The sequence below is a fragment of the Erythrobacter sp. HL-111 genome, from assembly GCF_900105095.1.
In the GTDB taxonomy this organism is placed as follows: domain Bacteria; phylum Pseudomonadota; class Alphaproteobacteria; order Sphingomonadales; family Sphingomonadaceae; genus Erythrobacter.
Window position 1 is genome coordinate 842,170 of sequence record NZ_LT629743.1, and the last position, 23,278, is coordinate 865,447.

The window sequence follows — 23,278 nt, forward strand, 5'->3', positions numbered from 1 at the left end:
GCGGGGCAGATACGCATGGCGGTGCTCAGTAGATGCCGCCCTGCTCCTCGACGAAATCGCTCGGCTGGCCGAAGGGGTTTTCCTGCCGGCGCGGCACCGCGCCAAGGCGCCCGGTGCGGATGAGGTCTAGAATCTCGTCCCGCCGCGCGGCGATCGCGTCCTGCCGGGTGTAACGCTCGGGTTCGGTGTCGGGCTTGAACGCTTCCCAGATGATGCCGGAAAGCGGATCGTCCGAGGGCCAGCCCTCGAACACGCGCTTGCCGGTGCGGCGGTCGACGCGGACCATCCGCACGCCCTCGGGCGCTACCGACGGGAGGTCCGACCAGCGCGGCCTGGTCCGCTCGATCAGGCTCTTCACGATCGGCGCTGCGATCGTTCCGCCATAGGCATAGCCGCCCATGTTGCGCGGGGTGTCGAAACCGACATAGGCGCCCGCGACCAATTGCTGCGTGCCGCCGACGAACCACACGTCCTTCGGCCCGCTGGTGGTCCCGGTCTTGCCGAACAGCGGCAGGCCGAGATCGCGCAGGTTCGTCGCCGTGCCGCGCTGGACCACCCCTTCGAGCATGTGCATCACCTGGAAGGCGGTGCGCGGGTCCATCGCCTGCTCGCCCTTCAGACCGAAACGCGGCATCGGCTGCCCGTCCCATTCGGCCATGTTGCAGCCCCGGCACGGCCGTTCGTCGGCGCGCCAGATGACCTTGCCGCGGCGGTCCTGCACGTAGTCGATCACGGTCGGCTGGTTGAGCCGCCCGTGATTGGCGAGCGCGGCGTAGGCGGCGACCATCCTTGCGACCGTCGTCTCGCCGGCGCCGAGCGCGGTCGAGGGATAGGGCTGCGCCTCGTCGGTGATGCCGACCTGCTCGATCGCCCGGACCACGTTGTCGAAGCCAACGGTCGAGCCGATCTGCACGGTCATGATGTTCTGCGACTGTTCGAGCCCGTAGCGCATCGGGAACTGCCCGGCACGCCCGCCGCGAATGCATTTCTCGCCGAGGTTCGCGCCCTGGTAGTAGCAGTAGCGGGTGTTGTCGATCCGGGTCGACGGCGTCATCCCGTTGTCGAGCCCGGCGGCATAGACGAAGGGCTTGATGGTCGAGCCCGGCTGGCGGTTCGCCTGGGTGGCGCGGTTGAAGTCCGACAGGCGGAAATCGAACCCGCCCTGCATCGCGAGCACGCGCCCGTATTGCGCGTCCTGCACGACGATCCCGCCCTGCGCTTCGGGCACGGTGGCGACCGCATAGCCGTTCCCCGCGGGCCTCGCGACGATCACGTCGCCGGTCTTCAGGGCATCGGGAAGGCCTGTCAGCGGCGCTTCGATCCCGTCGGAAAAGCCGATCCGGGCCGAGGCCCCGTCGCGGCTGGTGACGACGCCGAGGCGCCAGTCCCGGTAGCGAATGCCGAGCGGTGAACTCTGCAACTGGCGCGCCCACGTGCCTTCGGAAACGTCGATCGTTGCGATCGCCCCGCTCCAGCCGCGATTGCCGTGATAGCGCAGCAGCCCTTCGCGCAGCGCAGCGCGCGCGGCGTCCTGCATTTCGGGGTCGAGCGAAGTGCGCACCCACAGCCCGCCGGCATAGACGCTGTTGGGGCCATCCTCGGCGGTTTCGCCGAACCGCGCGATCAGCTGGCGCCGCACTTCCTCGAGGAAATAGCCCGCATCGACGCTGCGTTCGCGCCGCTGGGTGACGAGGCCGAGCGGCTCGGCCGCCGCCTCGGCGCGCTCGGCCTCGGTGATGAAGCCGTTCGCCTCCATCTGCCCGAGCACGAAATTGCGCCGCCCGATCGCCGCCTGTTCCTGACCTTTCCGGCCATAGCGTTCGGGCGCCTTGGGCAGGATCGCAAGGAAGGCCATTTCGTGCAGGTCGAGATCGGCCACGTCCTTGTCGAAATAGGCCCGCGCGGCGGCCTGCACCCCGAAGGAGCGCCGCCCGAGCGGGATCTCGTTCAGGTAGAGCTCGAGGATCTCCTGCTTGCTCATCGCGTCCTCGATCCGGCTCGCGAGGATCATTTCCTTCAGCTTGCGCGTGACCGAATATTCATCGCCCAGGAGAAGGTTCTTCGCGACCTGCTGGGTGATGGTCGAACCGCCCACCGCGCGCTCGCCCGAGCCCATCTTGGCGACGTAGTCGAAGGCGGCGTTGAGCGTGCCGGTGAAATCGACCCCGCCGTGGCTGTAGAAGGTCTTGTCCTCGGCCGAGATGTAGGCCTGCTTCAGCCTTTCGGGAAAATCGGGATATTGCAGCTGCACCCGCCGCTCGCGGGCGTAGGAATGGACGATTTCCCCGTCGAACCCGCGCACGACGGTCGGCAGCGGGGTTTCGTATTCGAGCAGCCTATCGGCATTCGGCAGGTCGCTCGCCAGAGAGAGCCACGCCGCGACCCACAGCGCGGCGAGCAGCGCGAAGGCGGCGGCAGCGAGCTTGAACAGCCAGCTCTCGCGCCATTTCGCGGCAAACCACGCGGCGAGCCCGCCAAGGTCGCGGTTGAGGCGGTAGCGGACATAGTCGACAAAGGGCAGGGTCGCGGGGTCGGTCATGATCGGTCGGGCGATTAGCACGGTCTGCGAGCGACATTCCAGCCGCTTCGCGCTCGGTCAGCCCTGCCCCTTCGCCGCAGCGCGCTTTCGCCGCGCTTGACGATTGCCGGCACAGGCCGGTTCAGCGGGCGGCGCGGCGCGCGAAATAGACCCGGATCGCGCGCGCGAGCACCTCGGCATAGGCCTCGCGCCCTTCCTCGGTGGTGAGCCGCGCGCGGTCGTCGCGGTTGGTGACGAAGCCGCTTTCGAACAGCACGCCCGGCACGTCCGGCGCGCGCAGCACGGCGAGCGCGGCGGACCGGCGGGCCTGCGGGTGGAAGGCGATTCGCCCCTCGCCCTCGCGCGCGATGAGGGCGGCGAACTCGGTCGCGTCGTCCTGCGTGCGGCTCTGCGACAGCTCGACGAGGATCGCGCTCACCGTCTCGTTCTCGCCCCCGATCGCGACGCCGTTCAGCCTGTCGGCATCGTTCTCGCGTTCGGCAAAGCGCGCCGCCGCCTCGCTCGAGGCCTCGTTCGAGAGGGTGTAGATGCTCGCCCCGGCGACCTCCTCGCGCTCCCCCGCGCTGTCGGCATGGATCGACAGGAACAGGTCCGCGCCGAGCTGGCGGGCGATCTCGGGCCGGTCGGCGAGCGGCACGATGCGGTCGTCCTCGCGCGTCATGGCAACGCGGATGCCGCCCGCCTCGAGCAGTTCGGCGCGCAGGCTCCGGGCGATGGCGAGCACCACGTCCTTCTCGCGCACCCCGCCCCCGACCGAACCCGGATCGCGTCCCCCGTGCCCGGCGTCGATCACCACCAGCGGGCGCGCGGGATCGTCCGGCCCGGCGATCTCCGGCAGGTCGAGCGCGCGCGCCTCTTCGCCTATGGGCAGGCGCAGGACATAGTCGCGTCCCCAATGCGGCACCGGGATCGCGAGCCCCGTCAGGACCGCACCGCCGAGGAGGATCGCGGGGAGGCCGAGGACCAGCAGCAGCAGCGTGCGAAAGCTCATGACGCGCAACGCTTAGGATGTTGCGCGATGGAAGCGCAATAGAGTTGCGGGGGCTGACCCGTGGTGCTAGCACTTCCCAAGTGGACGTAACTGTTTTCAAGGGGCTCGCAGGACTATTCCTGCGAAGGCGTCCCGGAAAATCCCGACAGGTTGCTCCGCTCGATCGGCCCTGCGGCATCCTCCGCTCGGCCCGGATACAGGTTGATGCAGTGACGAGACGCTTCCCCCCGCAGACCAGCCCCGAGCGCATCCGTGCCGCTCGCGGCCACGCGGGGCGAGACGCGGGGACGACCCGCATTCCCGTCATGGCAGACACGAACAGCGCGCCGGCCTTCGCCGTCGAAACGGCCGCGAAATGCAATGGCGGCAGGGCCGGAAGGCTCGCCGCATCATCCCACAATCTGCGCCCGCCCTGCCGCTTATCGCGAAAGCGGGCGGGCGCCTGGAGACTACATAATGGCAACGCGCATGCTTATCGATGCGCGCCACTCGGAAGAGACCCGGGTGGCGGTGCTCAAAGGCAACCGGATTGAGGAATTCGATTTCGAATCTGCCGAACACAAGCAGATCAAGGGCAATATCTACCTAGCAAAGGTCACGCGGGTCGAACCCTCGCTCCAGGCCGCCTTCGTCGATTTCGGCGGCAATCGCCACGGCTTCCTCGCCTTCAGCGAAATCCATCCCGACTATTACCAGATCCCCTACGAGGACCGGCAGAGATTGCTCGCCGAAGAGGCCGAGGCGGCCGAGGAAGAGCAGCGCCTGCGCGACGAGGAGGAGAGCGAAGGCATCGCCCCCGGCGACGAATACGATGCCGAGGACGAGAGCGGAGAAAGCCTCGCCGAGGATTTCGCCGAGGACGGGGTCGAGGAGATCGACGACGACGACAATGGCCGCGTCTCGACGATCGAGGACGGCGCGCTGGACGACGATTCCGACGACGATTCCGACGACAGCAACGGCGAAGACGATTCCGACGACGAGAACGGCGACAACGGCGGCAGCCGCCGCGGCCGCGCGCGCCGGGGTCGCCGCCAGCCGAAGGGCCGCGGCAATGCCGGCAGCAGGGGCGGCAGCGGTCGCAGCCGCGCCAAGGAAGTGGACGAGGTCCGCGCCAAGCGCATGGCGCTGCGCCGCCGCTACAAGATCCAGGACGTCATCCAGCGCCGCCAGGTCCTGCTCGTCCAGGTCGTCAAGGAAGAGCGCGGCAACAAGGGCGCGGCGCTGACCACCTATCTCAGCCTCGCCGGGCGCTACACCGTGCTGATGCCGAACAGCTCGCATGGCGGCGGGATCAGCCGAAAGATCAATTCCACCAGCGACCGCAAGCGGCTCAAGCAGATCGTCTCCGACCTCAAGCTGCCCAGGACCATGGGCCTGATCGTCCGCACCGCCGGGCTCAGCCGCACGAGGACCGAGATCAAGCGCGATTTCGACTACCTCGCGCGGCTGTGGGACGAGATCCGCGAAAAGACCCTGGCCTCGACCGCGCCGAGCCTGATCCACTCCGACAGCGACCTCGTCAAACGCGCGATCCGCGACATATACAACCGCGAGATCGAGGAAGTCATCGTCGAGGGCGAGGAAGGCTACAAGGCGGCGAAGGGCTTCATGAAGCTGCTGATGCCGAGCCATGCGCGGCGGGTGAAGGCCTATTCCGACCCTGTGCCCCTGTTCCAGCGCTATGGCGCGGAGGACCAGCTGCGCGCGATGTACGATCCGATGGTGCAGCTCAAATCGGGCGGCTACCTCATCATCAACCCGACCGAGGCGCTGGTTTCGATCGACATCAACTCCGGCCGTTCGACCAAGGAGCACGGGATCGAGCAGACCGCGCTGCACACCAACCTCGAGGCGGCGAAGGAGATCGCCCGCCAGCTGCGCCTGCGCGACATGGCCGGCCTCGTCGTGATCGACTTCATCGACATGGAGCACAATTCGAACGTGCGAAAGGTCGAGAAGGCGATGAAGGAGGCGCTCAAGAACGACCGGGCGCGCATCCAGGTCGGGCGCATCTCGGGCTTCGGCCTGATGGAGATGAGCCGCCAGCGCCTGCGTACCGGCGTGCTCGAGGCGACGACGCGCGAATGCCCGCATTGCGACGGGACGGGCCTTGTCCGCACCGCCTCGTCGGCGGGGCTTTCGGCGCTGCGCCTGATCGAGGACGAGGCGGCCAAGGGCAAGGGCACGATCATCCGCCTCGCCGCGAGCACCGAGGCCGCGATCTACCTCCTCAACGAAAAGCGTGACGACCTCGTCGAAATCGAGCAGCGCTATGGCGTGCGGGTCGAAGTCATCCCCGAGGGCGAGAACGAGGGTGCCAAGATGCACGTCTCGAGCGCGGGTCCCAAGCCCGCCTCTGCCCCGAGGTTCGATCCCATCGTCGACGACGAGGAGGACGAGGACCTGCCCGAGGAGGACACCGACGAGGAGGAGGACAACGCCTCCGAAGAGAGTTCGGCCGAGGATGACGGTACCCCCCGCAAGAAGAAGCGCCGCCGGCGGCGCGGCGGCCGCGGCCGCAAGAAGCGCCAGGACGGCGACGAGAACGGCGAGAACGGTTCGGAGGAATCCTCCGACGGGGGCGAGGAAACCGGCTCGGGCGGGGATGACGAGACCGCCGAGAACGGCGACGAGAAGCCCAAGAAGCGCAGCCGTCGCGGCGGTCGCGGACGTTCGCGCCGTCAGGACGACGACTCCTTCGAAAGCGCGGACGAAGCGCTCGAACAGGGCGCGGAGCAGCTCGAGGAGGTCGCCGAGCAGGTCAGGGAGGACATGACCGTCGTCTCCGGCCCCGACGACGCGCCCGAAACCGCCGGCGAAATGGCGCAGGAAGCCGCTGCGGCCGAAGAAAAGCCCAGGCGCAAGCGCGCACCGCGCCGCAAGAAGGGGGAAGAGGCTGCGGCTGAAGCTGCGGCCGAAGCTCCTGCCGAAACGGGCGCCGATAGCGCAGCGTCGACCGAGGAAGCCGCCGCGTCCGAGAAGCCGAAGCGCAAGCGCGCACCGCGCAAGAAGAAGGACGAGGCCGAAGCCAAGGTCGAAGCCGTCCCGACCGGCAGCGAAGCCGCAGCCGAAGCCGAGCCCGAGCCCGAGCCCGAGCCCCAGTCCGAGCCGAAGCCGAAGACGCCCCGGCGCCGCAAGGCCCCGGCCAAGCAGGCCGAGGACGCGGGCGCAGGCGAGAGCCTGAGCGCCGATGCGGGCGAACCCGCCTCACCGGCCGAACGGGAAAGCGAACCGGCCGAGGCCGAGGAAGCCGAAACCCGGCCCGCGAGCTCGGATGCCGGCCAGCCCGACGCGAAGCCCGCCCCGGCGAAGCGCGGCTGGTGGCAGCGCACCTTCGGGGAATGATCCGGCGGCGGCCGGGCCGTCCGGGCGGAACGATCAGGTGACGGGCCGGGCGGCCGGGCTCACGCTCAGCCGCCCGGCTTGATCGCCGCGCCCCATTCCATCCACCCTGCGAATTTCGGCGCCTGCGGGGTGTAGCCCTGCCCGATCGGAGCGACGTGGAAGCCCGCCCCGCGAAAGGCGCTGCCGATCGGACGGGTCAGGTGGCAACCGCCCGCGAGGCGTTTCCACACGGGCTCGATCCGGTCCTGCCACTTCGCCACCCCGGCATCGGGCGCGCGGCCGTGTTCGAGGAACAGCGCCTGCCCGCCCGGCCGCAGCACCCGCGCGAGTTCGGCGAGCACGCGCGGCGGGTCGTCGACCGAACACATCGTGAAGGTGCAAACGACCGTGTCGAACGCGCTGTCCGCAAAGGGGATCGCCTCGCCCCGCCCCTGCCTGATGTCGGCCGCCCACCCCTTCGCCTGCGCCGCCCGGCGCGCGCAGTCCAGCAGCCTTTCGTGCGGGTCGATCCCCGCATAGCTCGTGATCGCGCCCCTATCGTAGAATTCGTGGTTGATCCCCCCGCCGCAACCCAGTTCGAACACGTCGCCCCTCGCCTGCGGGACGACCTCGGCGCGGCGCTTCATCACCTGCCCCTGGCTGCACGCGCAGGTGACGAGCCGCGGCATGATGTGCGCATCGTACCATTCGCCAAGGCCCATCGCTCGTCCTTTCCGCACCGCCCGTGAGTCGGTTTTCCCCTGAAACCGGTTCCTTGCCAAGCGCTTTCGAAACGGGCTTCGACCCCCACGATTTGTCTGGCCGAGCGCGCGGCGAAACTGTAATCAGCGCCGCCTTGCCATCCACCACGGACACCCGAATGACCGATACGATCGAACCCCTGCGAATCTCGCCCCGGGACAAGGAGCGCGTCCGCCTGCTCTTCATGGCGAAACACGCCCGGTGGGGCGGCGGGATGCATCCGGAGGACGGCAATCACGCGATCTACCACCACGAGGTGCGCCAGACGCTCGAAGGGCTCGGCCTCAACCTGCAACTGGGGGACAGTTACGACATCCTCTTCACCCGCCCGCCGGTCGATTTCGTGTTCCCGCTGCTCAACCGCGGCGGCTTCGTGAACTCGGAGATGCTGGTCCCGCTGCTCTGCAACATGCAGCGCATCCCCTATCTCGGCGCGATGCCCTTCCTGCGCGGGCTGGGGGACGACAAGTCGGTCTCCAAGCTCGTCGCGCGCCACGCGGGCGTGCCGACGGCCGACTGGTTCTGCTATCGCCGCGGCGCGCCGGTCGAGGAGGCGAACCTGCCCGCCAGCCCCAAGGGCCGCTGGGTGATCAAGCCCAATGCCTCCTCGGCGAGCTGGGGGATTTCGGATGCCTTCGACTTCTCCGGCATCGCCAACGCCATCGCCGACATCCACGGACAGGGCCATGACGCGATCGTCGAGCCCTATCTCGACGGCTACGACATCCAGTGCGCCTTCATCACCCTGCACGACCGGCCGACCGCGCTGCCGATGCTCTGGTACGAGCGCGAGGACACGCAGCGGCTGTGGACCTATTACGAGAAGCGCGACCTCGTCCAGAACACCGAAAAGGCCGCGCTCAAGACCTTCGAGCATCCCGATTTCGCGCAACGGATCGGCGAGATGGCCCGCGCGGTGGCGCGCGAATTCGTGCCCTTCGACTATGGCCGGATCGAATTCCGGCTCGACCTCGAAAAGGGCGAGATCAACTTCATCGAGATCAATCTGAACTGCAACCTGTGGTCGGAGAAGGTGATGGCCAAGGCCGCCGCGCGGGCGGGCTTCAGCCATGCCGACCTTCTCGAGACACTGCTCGCGGAAAGCTGGCGGCGCAACGGGCTGATCGCGGGCTAGGAATGGACCGGCCCGCCGCCCTCGCCCGGCCGCTCCGCCCGTTTGCCATCCCGGCACGGGCGAAGGACGCTCTCACCATCCTGTTCGTGGCCAAGAACGCGCTGTGGGAGGGCGGCATCCACCCCGAGGACGGGAACCACGCGCTCTACCACCGCGAGATGCGCGAGGTGCTGCAATCGCTCGGGCTGAACCTGAAGATCGCGCAGACCCACGAGATCCTGTTCGACCCGCCCGAGGGCGTCGATTTCGTCTTCCCGCTGCTCAACCGGGCAGGATTCTTCAATTCGGAGATGCTGCTCCCGCTGCTGTGCGAGCGCGCGGGGCTGCCCTATCTCGGCGCGAGCCCGATCCTGCGCGGGATCGCGGACGACAAGCATTTCGCCAAGCGCGCCGCCGCGATCGCGGGCGTGCCCACCGCGCCCTGGGCGGTCTATCGCAAGGGCGCGCCGGTCACCCGCGACAGGCTGCCGGAGGCGCCGCGTTACGTGGTCAAGCCGAACAACTCCTCGGCCAGCTGGGGCGTCGGCGACGCGCACGACTGGGCCGGCGTCGAGGAGGCCGTGCGCCGCATCCACACCGACCCTTCGAACGGCGGGCAGGACGCGATCGTCGAACGTTTCCTCGAAGGCTCGGACGTCGAGGTCCCGGTCATCACCATGCAGGGCGAGCCGCAGATCCTGCCGATGCTGATCTTCCGCCAGTCCGATCCCTCGCACCTGCGGACCTATTACGAGAAGCGCGACCTCGTCGACCGCAGCGGGGCCTATTCGCTCGACCCGTTCACCGACCCCGACCTGACCGAGCGCATCGCCGCGATGACGAGGCTGGTGTGGGAGGAATACCGCCCCTTCGACTACGGCCGTTTCGAATTCCGCGTCAACGAGGCGACGGGAGAGGTCAATTTCCTCGAACTGAACCTCAACTGCAACCTGTGGTCGCAGAAGGTCTTCGGCCGGGCGGCGGCCCTGGCGGGCTGGTCGCAGGGCGAGCTGATCGAGACGATACTCGCCGAAGCGCTGGCGCGCCGCGGGCTGATCGAGCTCGACTGACGCGGCCGGCCGGTCGTTTCAGGCCGGGACCACCTTTCCGGCGTAATCGAACACCTTGCCGCTGTCCTGCGGCCCCAGCCGCGCGAGCACGCCGAGCAGCTCGCCCGCCGCATCGCCCGGCTCGGTCAGTTGGCCCTCGGGCAGGTTCTTCTGGAACGGCTCCGACAGCGCCGTGTCGACCGTGCCGGGGTGCAGGCCGACCACCACGCCCGCCTCGTGCGTGCGGCCCAGCTCGATCGCATAGTTCCTGAGCAGCATGTTGAGCGCCGCCTTCGACGCGCGGTAGGAGTGCCATCCCCCGATCCCGTTGTCCGAAATCGAGCCGACCCGTGCGCTCAGCGCGGCGAACACGAACCGCTCCTTGCGCGGCATCAGGCGCAGCATGTGCTTGGCGACAAGCGCGGGTCCGATCGTGTTCAACGCGAAGACCTCGGCCATGCCCGCCGCCTCGACATGGCGATAGCTGCGCTCCGGCCCGGTGCCGTCGGCAAGGGTCAGCACCCCGCTCGCGACGATGACCCATTCGGGCGGCTCGTCCTTCATCGCCATGGCCGCGGCGGCGATGCTGTCCTCGTCGGTGAGGTCGAAGGCGAAGGGGCGAAACGGCCCGCCCGCAGGCTCCTGTCCGCGGCGCGAACCGGCATGAATGACCTCGCAGCCCTTCGCGGCCAGCCCTTCGCACAAGGACCGGCCGATCCCGCCCGAACTGCCGAAAACCGCCGCCATTCGGGGGAAGCCGTGCCCGGCGCCCCCTTCGTCCCGATCCTGATCCATGTTGGAGACAAGGCCGCAGCGCGCGCGAAGTTCCCCGCCACCGCAAAGCGTGCCGGGCGCTCAACCAATGTGCCAAAGCGCGCAACACCTCGCCGGTTGCCTCCTTGGGACAAGACGCTAGATAGGTGGCGCAAACGAACCGGGATCACGAAGAATATGGCCACATTCACCCTTCCGAAGAACTCCAAGATCCGCAAGACCGGCCAGGTCCACAAGGCCGAAGGCGCGAAGCGGGTGAAGTCCTTCAAGGTCTATCGCTACGATCCCGACAGCGGCGAAAACCCGCGCTACGACAGGTTCGAGATCGACCTCGACGAATGCGGCCCGATGGTGCTCGACGCCCTGTTCAAGATCAAGAACGAGATCGACCCGACGCTCACCTTCCGCCGGTCCTGCCGCGAAGGCATCTGCGGGTCGTGCTCGATGAACATCAACGGCAAGAACGGCCTCGCCTGCACCACCGCAATCGAGGACCTGAAGGGCGAGATCCGCATCACGCCGCTGCCGCACATGGACGTGATCAAGGATCTCGTGCCCGATTTCACGCATTTCTACGCGCAGTACGCCTCGATCAAGCCGTGGCTGCAGACCGTCAGCCCGACGCCTTCGGGCAAGGAACGGCTGCAAAGCCCCGAACAGCGCGAAAAGCTGGACGGGCTTTACGAGTGCATCCTGTGCGCGTGCTGTTCGACCGCCTGCCCGTCCTATTGGTGGAATTCCGACAAGTTCCTCGGCCCCGCGATCCTCTTGCAGGCCTATCGCTGGCTCGCCGACAGCCGCGACGAGATGACCGGCGAACGGCTCGATGCGCTCGAGGACCCGTTCCGGCTCTATCGCTGCCACACGATCATGAACTGCGCGAATGTCTGCCCCAAGGGCCTCTCGCCCGCCAAGGCGATCGCCGAAACCAAGAAGATGATGGCCGAGCGCGAGCTCTGATCCTGCGCATGACCCACGCAATGGCGGGAGGGGAAAGACCGTGAACGACGGCGGCCCTCCGTTCGATTATCGCGCGATCCCCCCGGAAGAAGCGGGCGGCGAGGACGGCTGGTACAGCTGGAACCTCGTCGATCGCACGCGCTACAACACCGCCGTGCTGGGCGAGATGCACGTGCGCCGCGAAGGCGACCAGTGCCGCCTGCGGATGTTCCCCGAACAACGCCACACCAACCTTGACGACAAGATCCATGGCGCGACGACGCTCGGCCTGATCGACATCGCCCTGTTCGCGACCATGCACGTGGTCGGACAGGGCGATGCGGGGCCGTCGGTCACGGTGGAGCTTTCGACGCAGTTCGTCGGCGCGGGCGATCCGTCGCGCCCGCTCGACGCGGTGAGCGAGATCGTCCGCGAAACCGGACGGATGCTGTTCCTGCGCGGGCAGGCGATTCAGGGCAAGGACGTGGTGGCGAGCTATTCGGGCATCGTGCGGAAGATGAAACCGCGCTGATGGCGGGCATGCTCGCGCGCTACGAGGAGCTGATCGCGAGCGGCGAACTGCGCGCCGATCCCGACCAGCGCGCGGCCGCGGAACGGCTCGACCGGCTCCAGCGCGAGCTCGAGGCGGCGCAGCCAGCGGGCGGGTTCCTGGGCAGGCTGTTCGGCAAGGAGCCGGCCCGGCCCGGGGGCGTCTACATGTGGGGCGGCGTCGGGCGCGGCAAGTCGATGCTGATGGACCTTTTTCACCAGACTCTGGGGATCGCGGAGAAACGCCGGGTCCATTTCCATGCCTTCATGCAGGAAGTCCACGAGACCATGCGCGAGGTCCGCCAGACCCGCGAAGGCGATCCGATCCCGCGCGTCGCCGAACGGCTTGCCGAGGGCGTGCGCTGCCTCGCCTTCGACGAGATGGTGGTGAACAATTCGGCCGACGCGATGATCATGAGCCGCCTGTTCACCCGCCTGATCCGCGAGGAAGGCGTCACGATCGTCACCACCTCGAACCGCCCGCCGCGCGATCTCTACAAGGATGGGCTCAACCGCGAGCATTTCCTGCCCTTCATCGAACTGATCGAGGCGGAACTCGACATCCTGCCCCTGAACGGGCCGACCGACTACCGGCTCGACCGGATCGGCGGGCTCGCGACCTGGCACACGCCGCGGGGGGACGAGGCGACGGCTAAGGTGCGCGAGGCCTTCTTCCGCCTGACCGACTTCGCGCCCGAGGACGCCGCGCACGTGCCGTCCGAGGATCTGCCGGTGGGCGCGAAGCGGACGGTCCACGTGCCCAAGAGCCTCAAGGGCGTTGGCGTGTTCAGCTTCAAGCGGCTGTGCGGCGAGGCGCGAGGCGCGCGCGACTACCTCGCCATCGCGCGGGCGTTCCACACCGTCATCCTTGTCGGCATCCCCCGCATGGGCCCGGAAAACCGCAACGAGGCGGCGCGCTTCGTCACGCTGATCGACGCGCTCTACGAGAACCGGGTGAAACTATTCGCCACCGCCGCCGCGGCCCCGGAAGAGCTCTACCGGTCAGGCGACGGCGCGTTCGAGTTCGAGCGGACGGTGAGCCGACTGAACGAGATGCAGAGCGAAGAATACATGGCGCTCGGCCATGGGGAGGACTGAACCGCAGGAACCGGGGCTCAGGCCGCCGCGATCCGCTCGGCAAGGCGGGCCTGTGCCGCGACGAGACGGTTCATCACCTTGAGGTCGGTCTCGGTCAGCTGCAGCGCAGTGTCGGCCCAGATCTCGGTGATGCGGTTGAGTTCGGCCACGTCGAGCTGCCAGACCTGCTTGGTCGCGCGGCGCGCACCGACGAGCCCGGCATGGCGGCGGTCCGATTTCTTCACGAAATCGCGCACCGCGTTCACCCCGTCGCCCGGTTCGGCGAGCGCGTGGACGATGCCGAGGTCGTACATTTCCTCGGCGGTGTAGGTCCGGTTCGAAACGATGATCCGATCGGCCATCGCGCTCCCCAGCTTGCGCGCGAGCAGGGCGTGCGCGCCCATGCCGGGATAGAGGCCGAACATGATTTCCGGCAGCCCGAAGGTCGCCTGCCTTTCGGCGATGATGTAGTCGAAGGACAGGAGCGCCTCGAACCCGCCGCCCAGCGCCGCGCCCTGGACGAGGCCGATCGTCAGCATCGGGATGTCGAGCGTCGCCATGTTGCGATCGAGGATCGCGCAGCAGCGATGCCCGTAGCGCACCAGCGCTTCCCGGTCGCGTTCGCGGATCAGCCGCTGGAAAAGGTCGAGATCGCCGCCGAAGCAGAACACGCCCTGCGCCCGGCTGCCGAGCACGAGGTAGCGCAGCGGCACCTTGCCCGGACCGAAGCCCGCGCCGATCAGGTCCTGCCACGCTTCGAAATCGTGCAACAGGGCCGGGGTGAAGGTCGGCCGCCCCGGCGGATTCATGAAGGTCCACAGCGTCGCCGCGTTCTCGTCATAGAGAACGTCGAGCTCGGCCAGGTCGAAAAGCTCCCCGGGGATCGCGGCGTGAAGCGCGCTTTCCGCGTAAAGCTCCGCCTCGTCGCTGGCCAAAGGGAGAGCACTCGTCGCACTGCTGTCCATAAAACCGTCTCCGATACGCCCCATGTTTCCCGGCGAGCGGATCGCCGGATCGGTATTCGGCCCTTTGGCTCTGTTTTTCGGAACCTACGCGAGGGCGGACTCGCTTGGCAATCAAATATTTACCAAGCCAGCAATGTTGCGACGAGGAGCGGTGCGATCCTTCCCCGGAAGACTCATTGCATTACGCCGGACGGCAAGCGCGCGTCAGGCGGAAATGGCGAGTCGTGTCAGGGACTTCTCCAGCATCAGCAATTGCCACAGCACCCGCGCATTGTCGCTGCGCCCGGAAATGTGCGCCTCGGCCAGCCGGGCGAGCGCGCCCGCATCGAAAAACTCGGTTTGCGCGATCACCGGGCTCGCCGCGATGCCCCGCGCCTCGGCGGCTAGCGGGCCGCGCAGCCATTCGGCGATGGGCGTGACGAAACCCTGCTTGGGCCGGTAGAGGATGTCGGGCGGGAGATAGCGTTCCATGCAACGCTTCAGCAGGTACTTGCCCGTGGTGCCGCGCACCCGCATCGGTTCGGGCAGGCGCGCGGCGAATTCGACGAGGCGATGGTCGAGCAGCGGCTCGCGCGCCTCGAGGCTGACGGCCATGCTGGTGCGGTCGACCTTGGTCAGGATGTCGCCGGGCAGCCAGAAGGCGAGGTCGGCATATTGCGCCCGGTCGAGCCCGCTGCGCGCCGGGGCCGCGCGCATCAGGGCGACGAGCTCGTCCTCGGCCCGGAAGCCTCCCAGAGATCGCGCGAATTCGTCGGTGTAGAGCGCCGCGCGCTGTTCGGGCGTCGTCACCGACAGGCCGCGCGCATAGCCTTCCTCACCGCCCGCCGCGAGCGCCAGCAGCGTCGCCTTCGCCCGCAGCGGGCGCGGCGCCCAGTCGGCCTTGGGCCAGGCCCGTCCAAGCGCGCCGAAGACGGGCGTGCGCAGGGCTGCGGGAAGGACCGCCCGCACCCGTTCCTCGCCCGCATGGAAGACCTGCCGCCGATAGCCCGCGAAAGCCTCGTCCGCACCGTCGCCCGACAGCGCCACCGTCACCTGCTCGCGCGCCAATTGGCACACGCGCCATGTCGGCAGGGCCGAGGCGTCGGCGAAGGGTTCGTCGAACATGGCGGCGAGCCGGTCCAGCGCGGCGAAGTCGTCATGCCCGACGCGCCGCGCGGTGTGAACGGTCCCGAACCGCCGGGCGACCGCCTCGGCATGGCCGGTTTCGTCGAGGCTTTCGACATCGAAGCCGATCGAGCAGGTCCGTACCGGTTCGGCGCTCGCCTCGCTCATCAGCGCGACCACGCTCGATGAATCGACCCCGCCCGACAGGAAGGCGCCCAACGGCACGTCGGCCACCATGCGCGATTGCACCGCGCCCTGCATCAGGTGGCGCAGTTCGGCCGAAAGGTCCGCCTCGCTGCCCTGCATCCGCGCGGTGAAATCGATGTCCCACCACCGCCGCGGCTCGGGCAGCGGCCTGCCCTGCTCCGCCCACAGGAAATGCCCGGCGGGCAGTTTTCGCGTGTCGGCGAGGATGGCGTGGCTGTCGGGGACGTAGCCCCAGGCGAGATAGGCGTCGAGCGCCTCGGGACTCACCCTGCGGCGCAGCAGGGGATGCGCCATCAGCCCCTTCAGCTCCGAGGCGAAGGCGAGAGCACCGTCCGAAAGCGGCGCGAGGAACAGCGGCTTCACCCCGAACCTGTCCCGCGCAAGAAAGAGCGCGCGCCTGTCGAGGTCGTAGAGCGCGAAGGCGAACATCCCGTCGAGCCGTTCGAGGCAGTCCACTCCCCAGCGCCGGTAGGCGGCGAGGATCACCTCGGTATCGCCGGTCGTGCGGAACCGCGCGCCCTCACCTTCCAGTTCGCGGCGCAGGTCGCGGAAATTGTAGATCTCGCCGTTGAAGACGATGACGCAGCGCCCGTCCGCCGAATGCATCGGCTGGGGCGAGCCTGCCAGGTCGATCACCGAAAGCCGGCGATGGCCGAGGCCCACCCCCGGCCCGGTCCACACGCCTGCCCCGTCGGGGCCGCGATGGGCAAGCGCGTCGCACATCCGCTCGACCCGGACGGGATCGACCGGTCTGGGCGTTTCGGCATGGAAGAGACCGGCGATGCCGCACATGGACCTGATCCGCTAGCCGGCCGGCCCGAAGCCGGCAATCGCGCCGAACAGCGCGGCGACGAACGCGAAGGCGAGCAGCGCGGGAAATGCGGCGCGCGCCTCTTTCCCTTCGCTGCGGGCGAGGAAGCCCGAGGCGCCCAGCGCAGCCGGGCTCCAGCCGTGATCTTCCGGCTCGCGCTCGAAAAAGGGCCAGGCCGCGCCAAGCAGCACCGCCACGACGAGCGCGAAGAACACCCAGCCATAGACGATGTGGTCGAACCCTTCGGCGAACTCGACCCCGTAGGTGTGGGCGACCATGATCGTTCCCCACGCGCGCACCCCGTTGGCAAGGATCGGCACGATGATCGCGGCCAGCATGAACGCGGCGCGGCGGCTCCAGCGCTCGAACCGGGTGAAGCTGACGAGGACGCCGAGGGCGACCATGGCGGCGAGGAACTTCACCCCCGAACAGGCTTCGGCGACGATGAACAGCGCGACCGGAGTCTGGATGTAGATGCTTTCCACCTCGGCCGGGATGCCGCTCCACCGGGTCAGCGCGACGGCGATATCGGCGGTGACAAGCTGGAGCGCGGGGATGATCTCGTCGCCGAAGGGCACGAGGAACACCGCGAAACCCAGCGGCAGGGCGAGCAGCGCCGCGACCCTGAGGCCAAGAAGCGCGATCACCGCCCCCTGCACCGCGCCCACCGCCCCGGCATGGGCGAGCAGGTTGATGCCGGTGATCCGGCCCGCCCCCCACAGCGCCAGCGCCGCCGCGACAAGGGAGAGGCCGGGCAGCCAGGCGCGCGGTTCGGCTTGGGCAAGCGCGTCGAGCCGCAGCCGCACGAGCCAGACGATGATGACCGGCACGAGCAGCACGTGGTTGTAGGTGTCGATGTTCCACCACTGGTGCGCCATCTCGCCCCATTCGCGCGCGGCCGCGAACATCAGCGCGGCGACGGCCAGCGCAAGCCGGGCGAGCGCCCCGCGCCATGCCTCGGGCAGCGCGCGCCATGCGCCCTGACCCATGGCCGCGCGGACGGGACGCGCCTCAGGCGGCATGGCGCACACCCTCCGGCCCGGCACTTACCAGCGTTTCGAGCGGCGCGAGCAGCGCGTCCCAGCCATGGCGTTCGAGCACGAAGCGACGCGCCGCCGCGCCCATCGCCGCGGCCCGCGCCGGGTCGGCCAAGAGGCGGGCGGCGGCCTGCGCCATGGTCCCGGGGTCGAGCTCGCTGACGAGGAAATCCGTCCCGTCGGCGGCTGCGATCCCGGTCGCTGCGGCGGGCGAGAGCAGGACGGGGCGCGCCATGGCCATCGCCTCCAGCACCTTGTTCTGCACCCCGCGCGCGATGTCGAGCGGGGCGAGCACCACGTCGGCGGCGGCGAGAAAGGGCCGCGTGTCAGGCACCTCGCCCCAGACCGTCACGCCCTCGCGCTCGTCCAGCGCCGCAACCGCGCGGGAGGGATTGCGTCCGACGACATGGAATTCGGCCCGCGCAAAATGCGCGCGCAGGCGGGGAAGCAGTTCGCGCGAAGCCCATTTCGCCGCAGTCTCGTTGGGCCGGTAATCCATCTGCCCGGTGAAGACGAAGTGCGGACCCGGCCGGGCGGCCAGCGCCGGGTGCGGCGCGCTCGTGCAGGGATCGAACCGCGCGGCGTCGATCCCGTTGCCGATGACGTGCAGCCGCGCCGCAGCGGCCGCCGGCAGGCGCGGGCGCAGCAGGTCCGCTTCGGGTTCGCTGATGAGGATCGTCGCATCGGCGCGGGCGGCGAGCCGCTCCTCCTCGCGCGCGAGCAGGCGCGCCTCGCGCCGGTTGAGCCAGGCGCGCTGGCCGGCCTCGGCATATCCGGCGAACTTGGCGCTGTCGACGTCGCACAGGTCGATCACCACCCGCCCGGCGAAGTCTTCCGGCACGTATTGTCCCATCTGGCCCGAAAAGACGACGATGGTGTCGACCTCGTGTTCGGCAAGGGTGCGCCGCACCCAGCGTTCGAGCGCGGCGGAATGGAAGGCGGCGAGGCTGACGGGCTTGCCCGCGATCACCGCCTCGATCCCCGCGAGCGCGAGCGGCTTGGCCCGGCGCGGGGCGAAATGGCTCGCGGCGATCCGGGCAAGCTCGGCTTCCCCGGCGCGGTCCTGCGCGCTCTCGACCAGCGCGCCGACCCGGACCGGGGCGAGGCGGGCGAGCCTGGCCAGCAGGTGGTGCGAGCGGATCTTGTCCCCCCGGTCGGGCGGGAACGGCACGCGGTGTGCGAGGAACAGGATGTCGCCCATACGGCTGCGGCCCTCCCCCGGCGCGGCTAGGCGAGGCCGCGGGCGATGGGCGGGCCGACGAGATTGGCGATGCCCAGCGGCAGCTTGCGCCACAGCGCGATCTTGCGGGCATAGGCTTCGCTCGTCGGGTCGACATCGCGCGCGGTCCGGCCCGGGGCGTCCCACGCGGCATAGGTCAGCGGTTCGGGTTCGAAACCCCAGTTCTTCTTGAACTTCCACGGTCCGCTGCCGGTCTTGGAACGGCCGAAATCGAAGCGTTCCATGCCGCGCCGGCGGGCCTGGAGCATGAGCTCGTAATACATCAGCTCGTTCGCGCGCAGCCCGCGGGCGGCAGTGGTCCCCCCGCCCCAGAACGGCATGACCGCGCCGCCATGGTAGAAGGAAAGCACGCTGGCGACGGGCACTCCTTCCGCGAACACGGTGAGGATGTCGCTCTCGCGCGGGAAGGCGGCGAGCATGGCGGCGAAGAGCTTTTTCGGGAAGACCGGCGTGCCGAGATTGCGGACGCTGGCCGAATAGGCCGCGTAATGCGCCGCGAGATCGGCCCGCTCCCGCCCGACGCGCACCGGCAGTTCCCTGGCGAGGCCCTTGCGGACCTCGGCGCGGGCCTTGCGCGGGATCGCAAGGAGTTCGGCCTCGTCGTCCTTTTCAAGCGCCCGCTCGAACCCGCAATGCCTGTCGTCCCAGTGCCGCCAGCCCGGCCGCGCCGGAACCGGCCCGCCGCGCAGTTCGACACCGGAAAAGCCGCGCGCGGCGGCATGGCGCTCGGCCGCTTCGGCGATCGCCGCGATCGCCGCATCGTCGCCGCCGCAGATGCCGCCGCCGACGCCGAAACCGCTCGAGACGAGCGCCTTGCCGAAGACGAGCGAGCGCACCTCGGTCAGCGGGAGCCAGCCCGTGATCGCCCCCATCCGTTCCGCGACGAAGCCGGCGGCGCGCTGCCCCGTTCCCGCTTCGACGCCGAGCAGCCATTGCGGGCGGTGGAACAGGCTGGCGCGGGTTTCGGCCACGAAGCCTTCGATCCGCCGCGCCTCGCGCGGGTCGTGGAGGTCGGCAAGACGGACGGACGGGGAAAGGCGGACCGGTGCGTTCATGCCGCGACCTTTTGCGCCGCCGCCGGTGCGAGCCGGGCGACCGGCCAATCCGCCGCCCGCTCCGCCTCGCGCGGGGCGATGGCATCGACCCGGTCCCAGGCGAAATCGCCGAGCAGGGCCGCGAGCTTGCCCGTCATCCGCGCGAGCCCGGTGTAATGCCGCAGCCGCGAACGCAGCGGCGCCCCGGCGACGCGCGGCTGGCCCGCGTCGATCTCCCACGGATGGAAATAGAACATCGCCGGGCGGCCCTCGCGGGCATTGACCTGGCGGATCGCCCAGCGCGAAAATCCGTAGGGCAGCACGCGGAAGAACCCGCCCCCGCCCGCCGCGACCCGCCGCCGACCGACCAGGGCGGTCGTCACCGGCAGTTCGACGAGGTCCGCCCCCGCGACCGGGCGAAAGGCGAAACGCGGGGCCTCGGGCCAGCCATAGTGATCATGGACGACCGGGGCGACGCTGGAGGAATAGGCATAGCCCGCCGTCGCCAGCTCCTCGAAGGCCCAAGGCGTGCGCGCGTCGATCGAGAAGCTCGGCGCGCGGTAGCCCGCGACCCGCGCGCCGGACGCGTCCTCGAGGATGCGGCGCGCGCGCGCGATGTCCGCGGCGAAGGCGGCGCGCGACAAGGTGAAGACGCGCGCGTGGTCGTAGCCGTGGCTGGCGATCTCGTGCCCGGCCTCCGCGATGCGCCGGATCAGCGCAGGCCGGCGCTCCGCCACCCAGCCCAGCGTGAAGAAGGTCGCGCGGACGCGATGCCGGGCGAAGAGGTCGAGCAGCGCGTCGACATTGCCCTCGACCCGGCTGGCGAGCGAGTCCCAGTCCGCCCGGTCGATCACGGTCTCGAACGCGCCGACCTGGAACCAGTCCTCGACATCGACCGACAGGCCGTTCACCACCGGCGCAGGATCGGGCGCATCCGCCATGGTCAGGCCGCCTCCCGCGCGCCGTCGCCCTCGAGCCATTCGATCAGCATGGTCAGCACGTGGCGCAGCGACTGTTCCTGCTCCTCGAGCCGCGCTTCGATCCGGCGGATCGCCTCGGCGAGGTCCGGGTCTTCCGCTCCGCGCACCGCGTCGAGTTCGCCCTGCGAAAGCCGCCCTGCCGCCTGCAGTTCCGAAATCGCCGCCTCGAGCTCGGCCGTGCGCGCGTCGCGCTCGGCAAGCAGGGCTGCGACCTCGCCCGCGGGCACGGCGTCCGCCGGGGTCGGCCCCGCGGCTTCTTCCTCCACGAGAGCGGGGGCCTGCACCGGACCGGGCGTGCCGGTGGCGCCGCGCGCCTCGTCGCCTGCCATTTCCTCGATCACCGCGTCGAGCATGGCCGGGGTAAGCTCCTCGGCTTCCTCGATCGCGCCGAGCAGCAGCAGGCGGTTCATCACCTGGTTGATCCGCCGCGGAATGCCCTCGGTTGCGAGGTAGAGCGCGCCGAGCAGTCCCTCGGCGAAGATCGGGCGGTCCTTCCATCCGACACGGGAAAGCCGGTGCGCGACATAGGCCTCGACCTCGCGCTCGCCCAGCGCCTCGAGATGGTGCGACGCGATGATCCGCTGACGCAGTTGGTCGAGCCCGGGATGATGCGCGAGCGTGCGGCGGAACTCGGGCTGGCCGAGCAGCAGGCCCTGCAGCAGCGGGTGCGAGCCGAGCTGGAAATTGGACAGCATCCGCAGCTCCTCGAGCGCGTCGAGCGTGAGGTTCTGGCATTCGTCCACCACCAGCAGGCAGCGCCGCCCGGCGCGCGCCTCGTCCTGCAGGAAGCGTTCGATCGCGCCGAGCGCCCCGGCCTTGTCGTGCCCCTCGACCGAGAGCCCGAACGCCTGCGCAACGACATGGACCAGCTCCTCCCCGTCAAGCGACGAGGTCACGACCTGCGCCACGGTGAGCGCCTCGCGGTCGATCCGTTCCATCAGGTGTGCGACCAGCGTGGACTTGCCCGCCCCGACCTCGCCGGTGACGACGATGAAGCCTTCGCCCTGGTTGAGCCCGTAGCCGAGATAGCTCATCGCCTTGCGGTGCGTCGTGCTCTCGAACCAGAATTCGGGATCGGGCGTCAGCTGGAAGGGTCTTGCGGTGAGGCCGTAGAATTGTTCGTACATTGGGTCTGGCTCCCCGGGATCAGAAATCGTAGCGAAGGCCGAGCAGCGCGGTGGCGAAGGCGAAGTCCTCGGCGGTGAACTCGCTGTCGAAGTAATCGACCGCGACCGCCGCCCGCGCCGACAGGCGCCGGGTGAGCGAGCGGTTATAGGCCGCCGAGGCGCCGTAACCCGTCACGTCGCCGCCCTGGGCCGCGCTCTCGAACCAGTTGGCATAGGCGTTGAGGTTGAGGATCGCGCGCTCGCCCAGCTGGCGGCTGAGCGCGCCGGTGACGTAGTAGACCTCGTCGGTCAGGCCGTCCGCCGCCTCGAGCGGGGTCCCGGCCGCAGCGATGAAGGTGCGCCGGTCGTAGCCCGCCCCGATCGCCGCCTCGAGCCGGCCGAGCCGGCGCTGGTAGCTCGCCCGCACGCCGCGCCCGCGGAACGCGGCCGAGCGCACCGAGCCGAGCCCGGCCACGAGGCCCGGACCCTCGCCGCCGGAGACGAGCCCGCCGAAATCGCCGGTGACGGGATTGCGGAAGGCGGTGAAATCGCTCGACAGCCCGGCGAGCGCGTTGTTCAGCACGCCGCCGAAGCCGCTCACCCCGTCATAGGCGATGACGGCGAGCGCGCTGCGCTCGTTCGGCTGGTATGTGAAGTTGCCGTAATAGGTGGTTGAATCATAACGTTCGCCCACCCGCGCTTCCAGCGACGTGCGCGAACTCGGCCGCCACAGCACGCCGACGTCCCAGAGCAGGCCGTCGACGTCGAAGGCGATCAGCCGCGGGCTGGCGCTGTCGGTGACGATCCGCCCGTCCGCGCCGACGAGAGGATCGCCGTTCGCATCGCGCAGTGCATCGCGGCTGGAGATCTCGACATCCTCGTAGCCGACCCCGCCGACCAGCGCGAGCGAGGGCGTGAGCGGCACGGTCACGTCCGCGCGCACGAAGGCGTCGCGCACCCGCTGGTCGAGATTGGAAATGTCCTCCTGGAACACCCCGCCCGTCACCGCGAGCCCGACCGGCAGCGGGTCGCCCGCGCGGGTCGAGGCGGTGACGCGCCCGTTATAGGTCACGCTGTCGTCGAACACGTCGATCGCGTTGCCGGCGGGATCGAACGCGGCGTTCTCGGTCTCGAACCGGTTGTAGCCGATCCGCGCGAAGCCGTTGACCGCGACCCGGCCGACATTGGTGGCGAGCGTCGGGCCGGCATAGGCCGAATAGACCTGGCTTTCCGCGTCCTCGCGCACCAGGGGGTTGGCCGAAACGCCCCCGCCGCCGTCGAGCCGCGTGCGGCTCGCAAGGCCCCCCGCCTCGAGCGTCAGCGCACGCGGGACCACCGCGAGATAGCCGCGCGCGACCCCGCTCAGCGTGTCGGTGTCGACCTGGTCGTCGCCATAGGCGATGTTGCGCTCGTAGCGCAGCGACACCGAGGCGCCCGAATTGCGCCCCTGCGTGTTCGCGTCGATGCCCGCGGCGACCTGGGTGAAGGTCAGCACCTCGTCGCCGGGGGAAAGTTCGGCCGAGAGCACCTGCCCGACCTCGATATAGGGCTGGACCACGGTGCGGCCGTTGCCGCCCGCCTGTCCGTCGGCGGCGCGCCCGTCCTGGGCCGCGGCGGGGACGGCACAGAGCGCGCCGAGGGCAGCAAGGGCGAGAACGGCGAAACGCATGGGA

General features: G+C 69.4%; 18 protein-coding genes. 6 read left to right on the forward strand and 12 right to left on the reverse strand.

The features are described 5' to 3' along the window. Positions 1-25: 25 nt before the first annotated feature. A complete protein-coding gene (locus BLU08_RS04010) occupies positions 26-2,539 on the reverse strand; it encodes a penicillin-binding protein 1A (RefSeq protein ID WP_090195619.1) in 2,514 nt (837 codons plus the stop codon). Between the two features lie 121 nt (positions 2,540-2,660). Beyond that, positions 2,661-3,530: an N-acetylmuramoyl-L-alanine amidase gene (locus tag BLU08_RS04015; protein ID WP_090195622.1), complete on the reverse strand. Its 870-nt coding sequence runs from the start codon at positions 3,528-3,530 to the stop codon at positions 2,661-2,663. Between the two features lie 456 nt (positions 3,531-3,986). Here BLU08_RS04015 and BLU08_RS04020 point away from each other — a divergent pair, with 456 nt between their 5' ends. Beyond that, positions 3,987-6,878, forward strand: a complete 2,892-nt coding sequence (locus tag BLU08_RS04020; RefSeq protein WP_090195626.1) for a ribonuclease E/G — start codon at positions 3,987-3,989, stop codon at positions 6,876-6,878. Between the two features lie 65 nt (positions 6,879-6,943). On the opposite strand, the gene BLU08_RS04025 is transcribed toward BLU08_RS04020, so the two are convergent. Beyond that, positions 6,944-7,579, reverse strand: coding sequence for a class I SAM-dependent methyltransferase (locus tag BLU08_RS04025; protein ID WP_090195629.1), 636 nt, complete (start codon positions 7,577-7,579; stop codon positions 6,944-6,946). Between the two features lie 158 nt (positions 7,580-7,737). On the opposite strand from BLU08_RS04025, the gene BLU08_RS04030 reads away from it, so the two are divergent. Then, positions 7,738-8,754 (forward strand): phosphoribosylglycinamide synthetase, encoded by a 1,017-nt coding sequence (locus BLU08_RS04030; protein ID WP_090195631.1) that lies wholly within the window; start codon positions 7,738-7,740, stop codon positions 8,752-8,754. A 2-nt stretch (positions 8,755-8,756) separates the two neighbouring features. After that, positions 8,757-9,803, forward strand: a complete 1,047-nt coding sequence (locus BLU08_RS04035; protein ID WP_090195635.1) for a phosphoribosylglycinamide synthetase — start codon at positions 8,757-8,759, stop codon at positions 9,801-9,803. An 18-nt stretch (positions 9,804-9,821) separates the two neighbouring features. Here the strand turns inward: BLU08_RS04035 and BLU08_RS04040 are convergent, their stop codons facing one another. Then, entirely contained in the window at positions 9,822-10,529 is a 708-nt protein-coding gene (locus BLU08_RS04040; protein ID WP_090195639.1) for an SDR family NAD(P)-dependent oxidoreductase, read from the reverse strand. 204 nt (positions 10,530-10,733) lie between these two features. Here BLU08_RS04040 and BLU08_RS04045 point away from each other — a divergent pair, with 204 nt between their 5' ends. From BLU08_RS04045 to zapE, 3 genes are read left to right on the forward strand one after another with little or no spacing between them, the layout of a single operon-like run. Next, complete coding sequence (locus tag BLU08_RS04045; RefSeq protein ID WP_090195643.1) at positions 10,734-11,516, forward strand: succinate dehydrogenase iron-sulfur subunit; 783 nt, start codon at positions 10,734-10,736, stop codon at positions 11,514-11,516. Between the two features lie 40 nt (positions 11,517-11,556). Then, positions 11,557-12,027, forward strand: a complete 471-nt coding sequence (locus BLU08_RS04050; protein ID WP_233996076.1) for a PaaI family thioesterase — start codon at positions 11,557-11,559, stop codon at positions 12,025-12,027. Beyond that, positions 12,027-13,142 carry a cell division protein ZapE gene (zapE, locus tag BLU08_RS04055; protein ID WP_090195646.1) on the forward strand — a complete coding sequence of 372 codons (1,116 nt, stop codon included), beginning with the start codon at positions 12,027-12,029 and terminating at the stop codon, positions 13,140-13,142. The genes BLU08_RS04050 and zapE overlap by 1 nt, the downstream gene beginning before the upstream one ends. Positions 13,143-13,159: 17 nt before the next feature. On the opposite strand, the gene BLU08_RS04060 is transcribed toward zapE, so the two are convergent. The 8 genes from BLU08_RS04060 to BLU08_RS04095 form a co-directional block, all read right to left on the reverse strand. After that, entirely contained in the window at positions 13,160-14,056 is an 897-nt protein-coding gene (locus BLU08_RS04060) for a crotonase/enoyl-CoA hydratase family protein (RefSeq protein WP_233996077.1), read from the reverse strand. A gap of 234 nt (positions 14,057-14,290) precedes the next feature. Beyond that, positions 14,291-16,189 carry an XrtA/PEP-CTERM system amidotransferase gene (locus BLU08_RS04065; protein ID WP_090195653.1) on the reverse strand — a complete coding sequence of 633 codons (1,899 nt, stop codon included), beginning with the start codon at positions 16,187-16,189 and terminating at the stop codon, positions 14,291-14,293. A gap of 12 nt (positions 16,190-16,201) precedes the next feature. Next, positions 16,202-17,197, reverse strand: coding sequence for an exosortase A (xrtA, locus tag BLU08_RS04070; RefSeq protein WP_233996078.1), 996 nt, complete (start codon positions 17,195-17,197; stop codon positions 16,202-16,204). Positions 17,198-17,219: 22 nt separating this feature from the next. Beyond that, positions 17,220-18,446, reverse strand: coding sequence for a TIGR03087 family PEP-CTERM/XrtA system glycosyltransferase (locus BLU08_RS04075; protein WP_090195657.1), 1,227 nt, complete (start codon positions 18,444-18,446; stop codon positions 17,220-17,222). Positions 18,447-18,472: 26 nt separating this feature from the next. Then, entirely contained in the window at positions 18,473-19,540 is a 1,068-nt protein-coding gene (locus BLU08_RS04080; RefSeq protein ID WP_090195660.1) for a FemAB family XrtA/PEP-CTERM system-associated protein, read from the reverse strand. Then, positions 19,537-20,460, reverse strand: coding sequence for an XrtA system polysaccharide deacetylase (locus tag BLU08_RS04085; protein ID WP_090195663.1), 924 nt, complete (start codon positions 20,458-20,460; stop codon positions 19,537-19,539). Before BLU08_RS04085 ends, BLU08_RS04080 begins: the two co-directional genes overlap by 4 nt. Positions 20,461-20,462: 2 nt before the next feature. Further along, the gene (locus tag BLU08_RS04090; RefSeq protein ID WP_090195666.1) at positions 20,463-21,626 is read right to left on the reverse strand and encodes an XrtA/PEP-CTERM system-associated ATPase; all 1,164 of its coding nucleotides are present in this window, start codon (positions 21,624-21,626) and stop codon (positions 20,463-20,465) included. A 19-nt stretch (positions 21,627-21,645) separates the two neighbouring features. Then, entirely contained in the window at positions 21,646-23,274 is a 1,629-nt protein-coding gene (locus BLU08_RS04095) for a preprotein translocase subunit YajC (RefSeq protein WP_090195669.1), read from the reverse strand. Between the last annotated feature and the right edge of the window lie 4 nt (positions 23,275-23,278).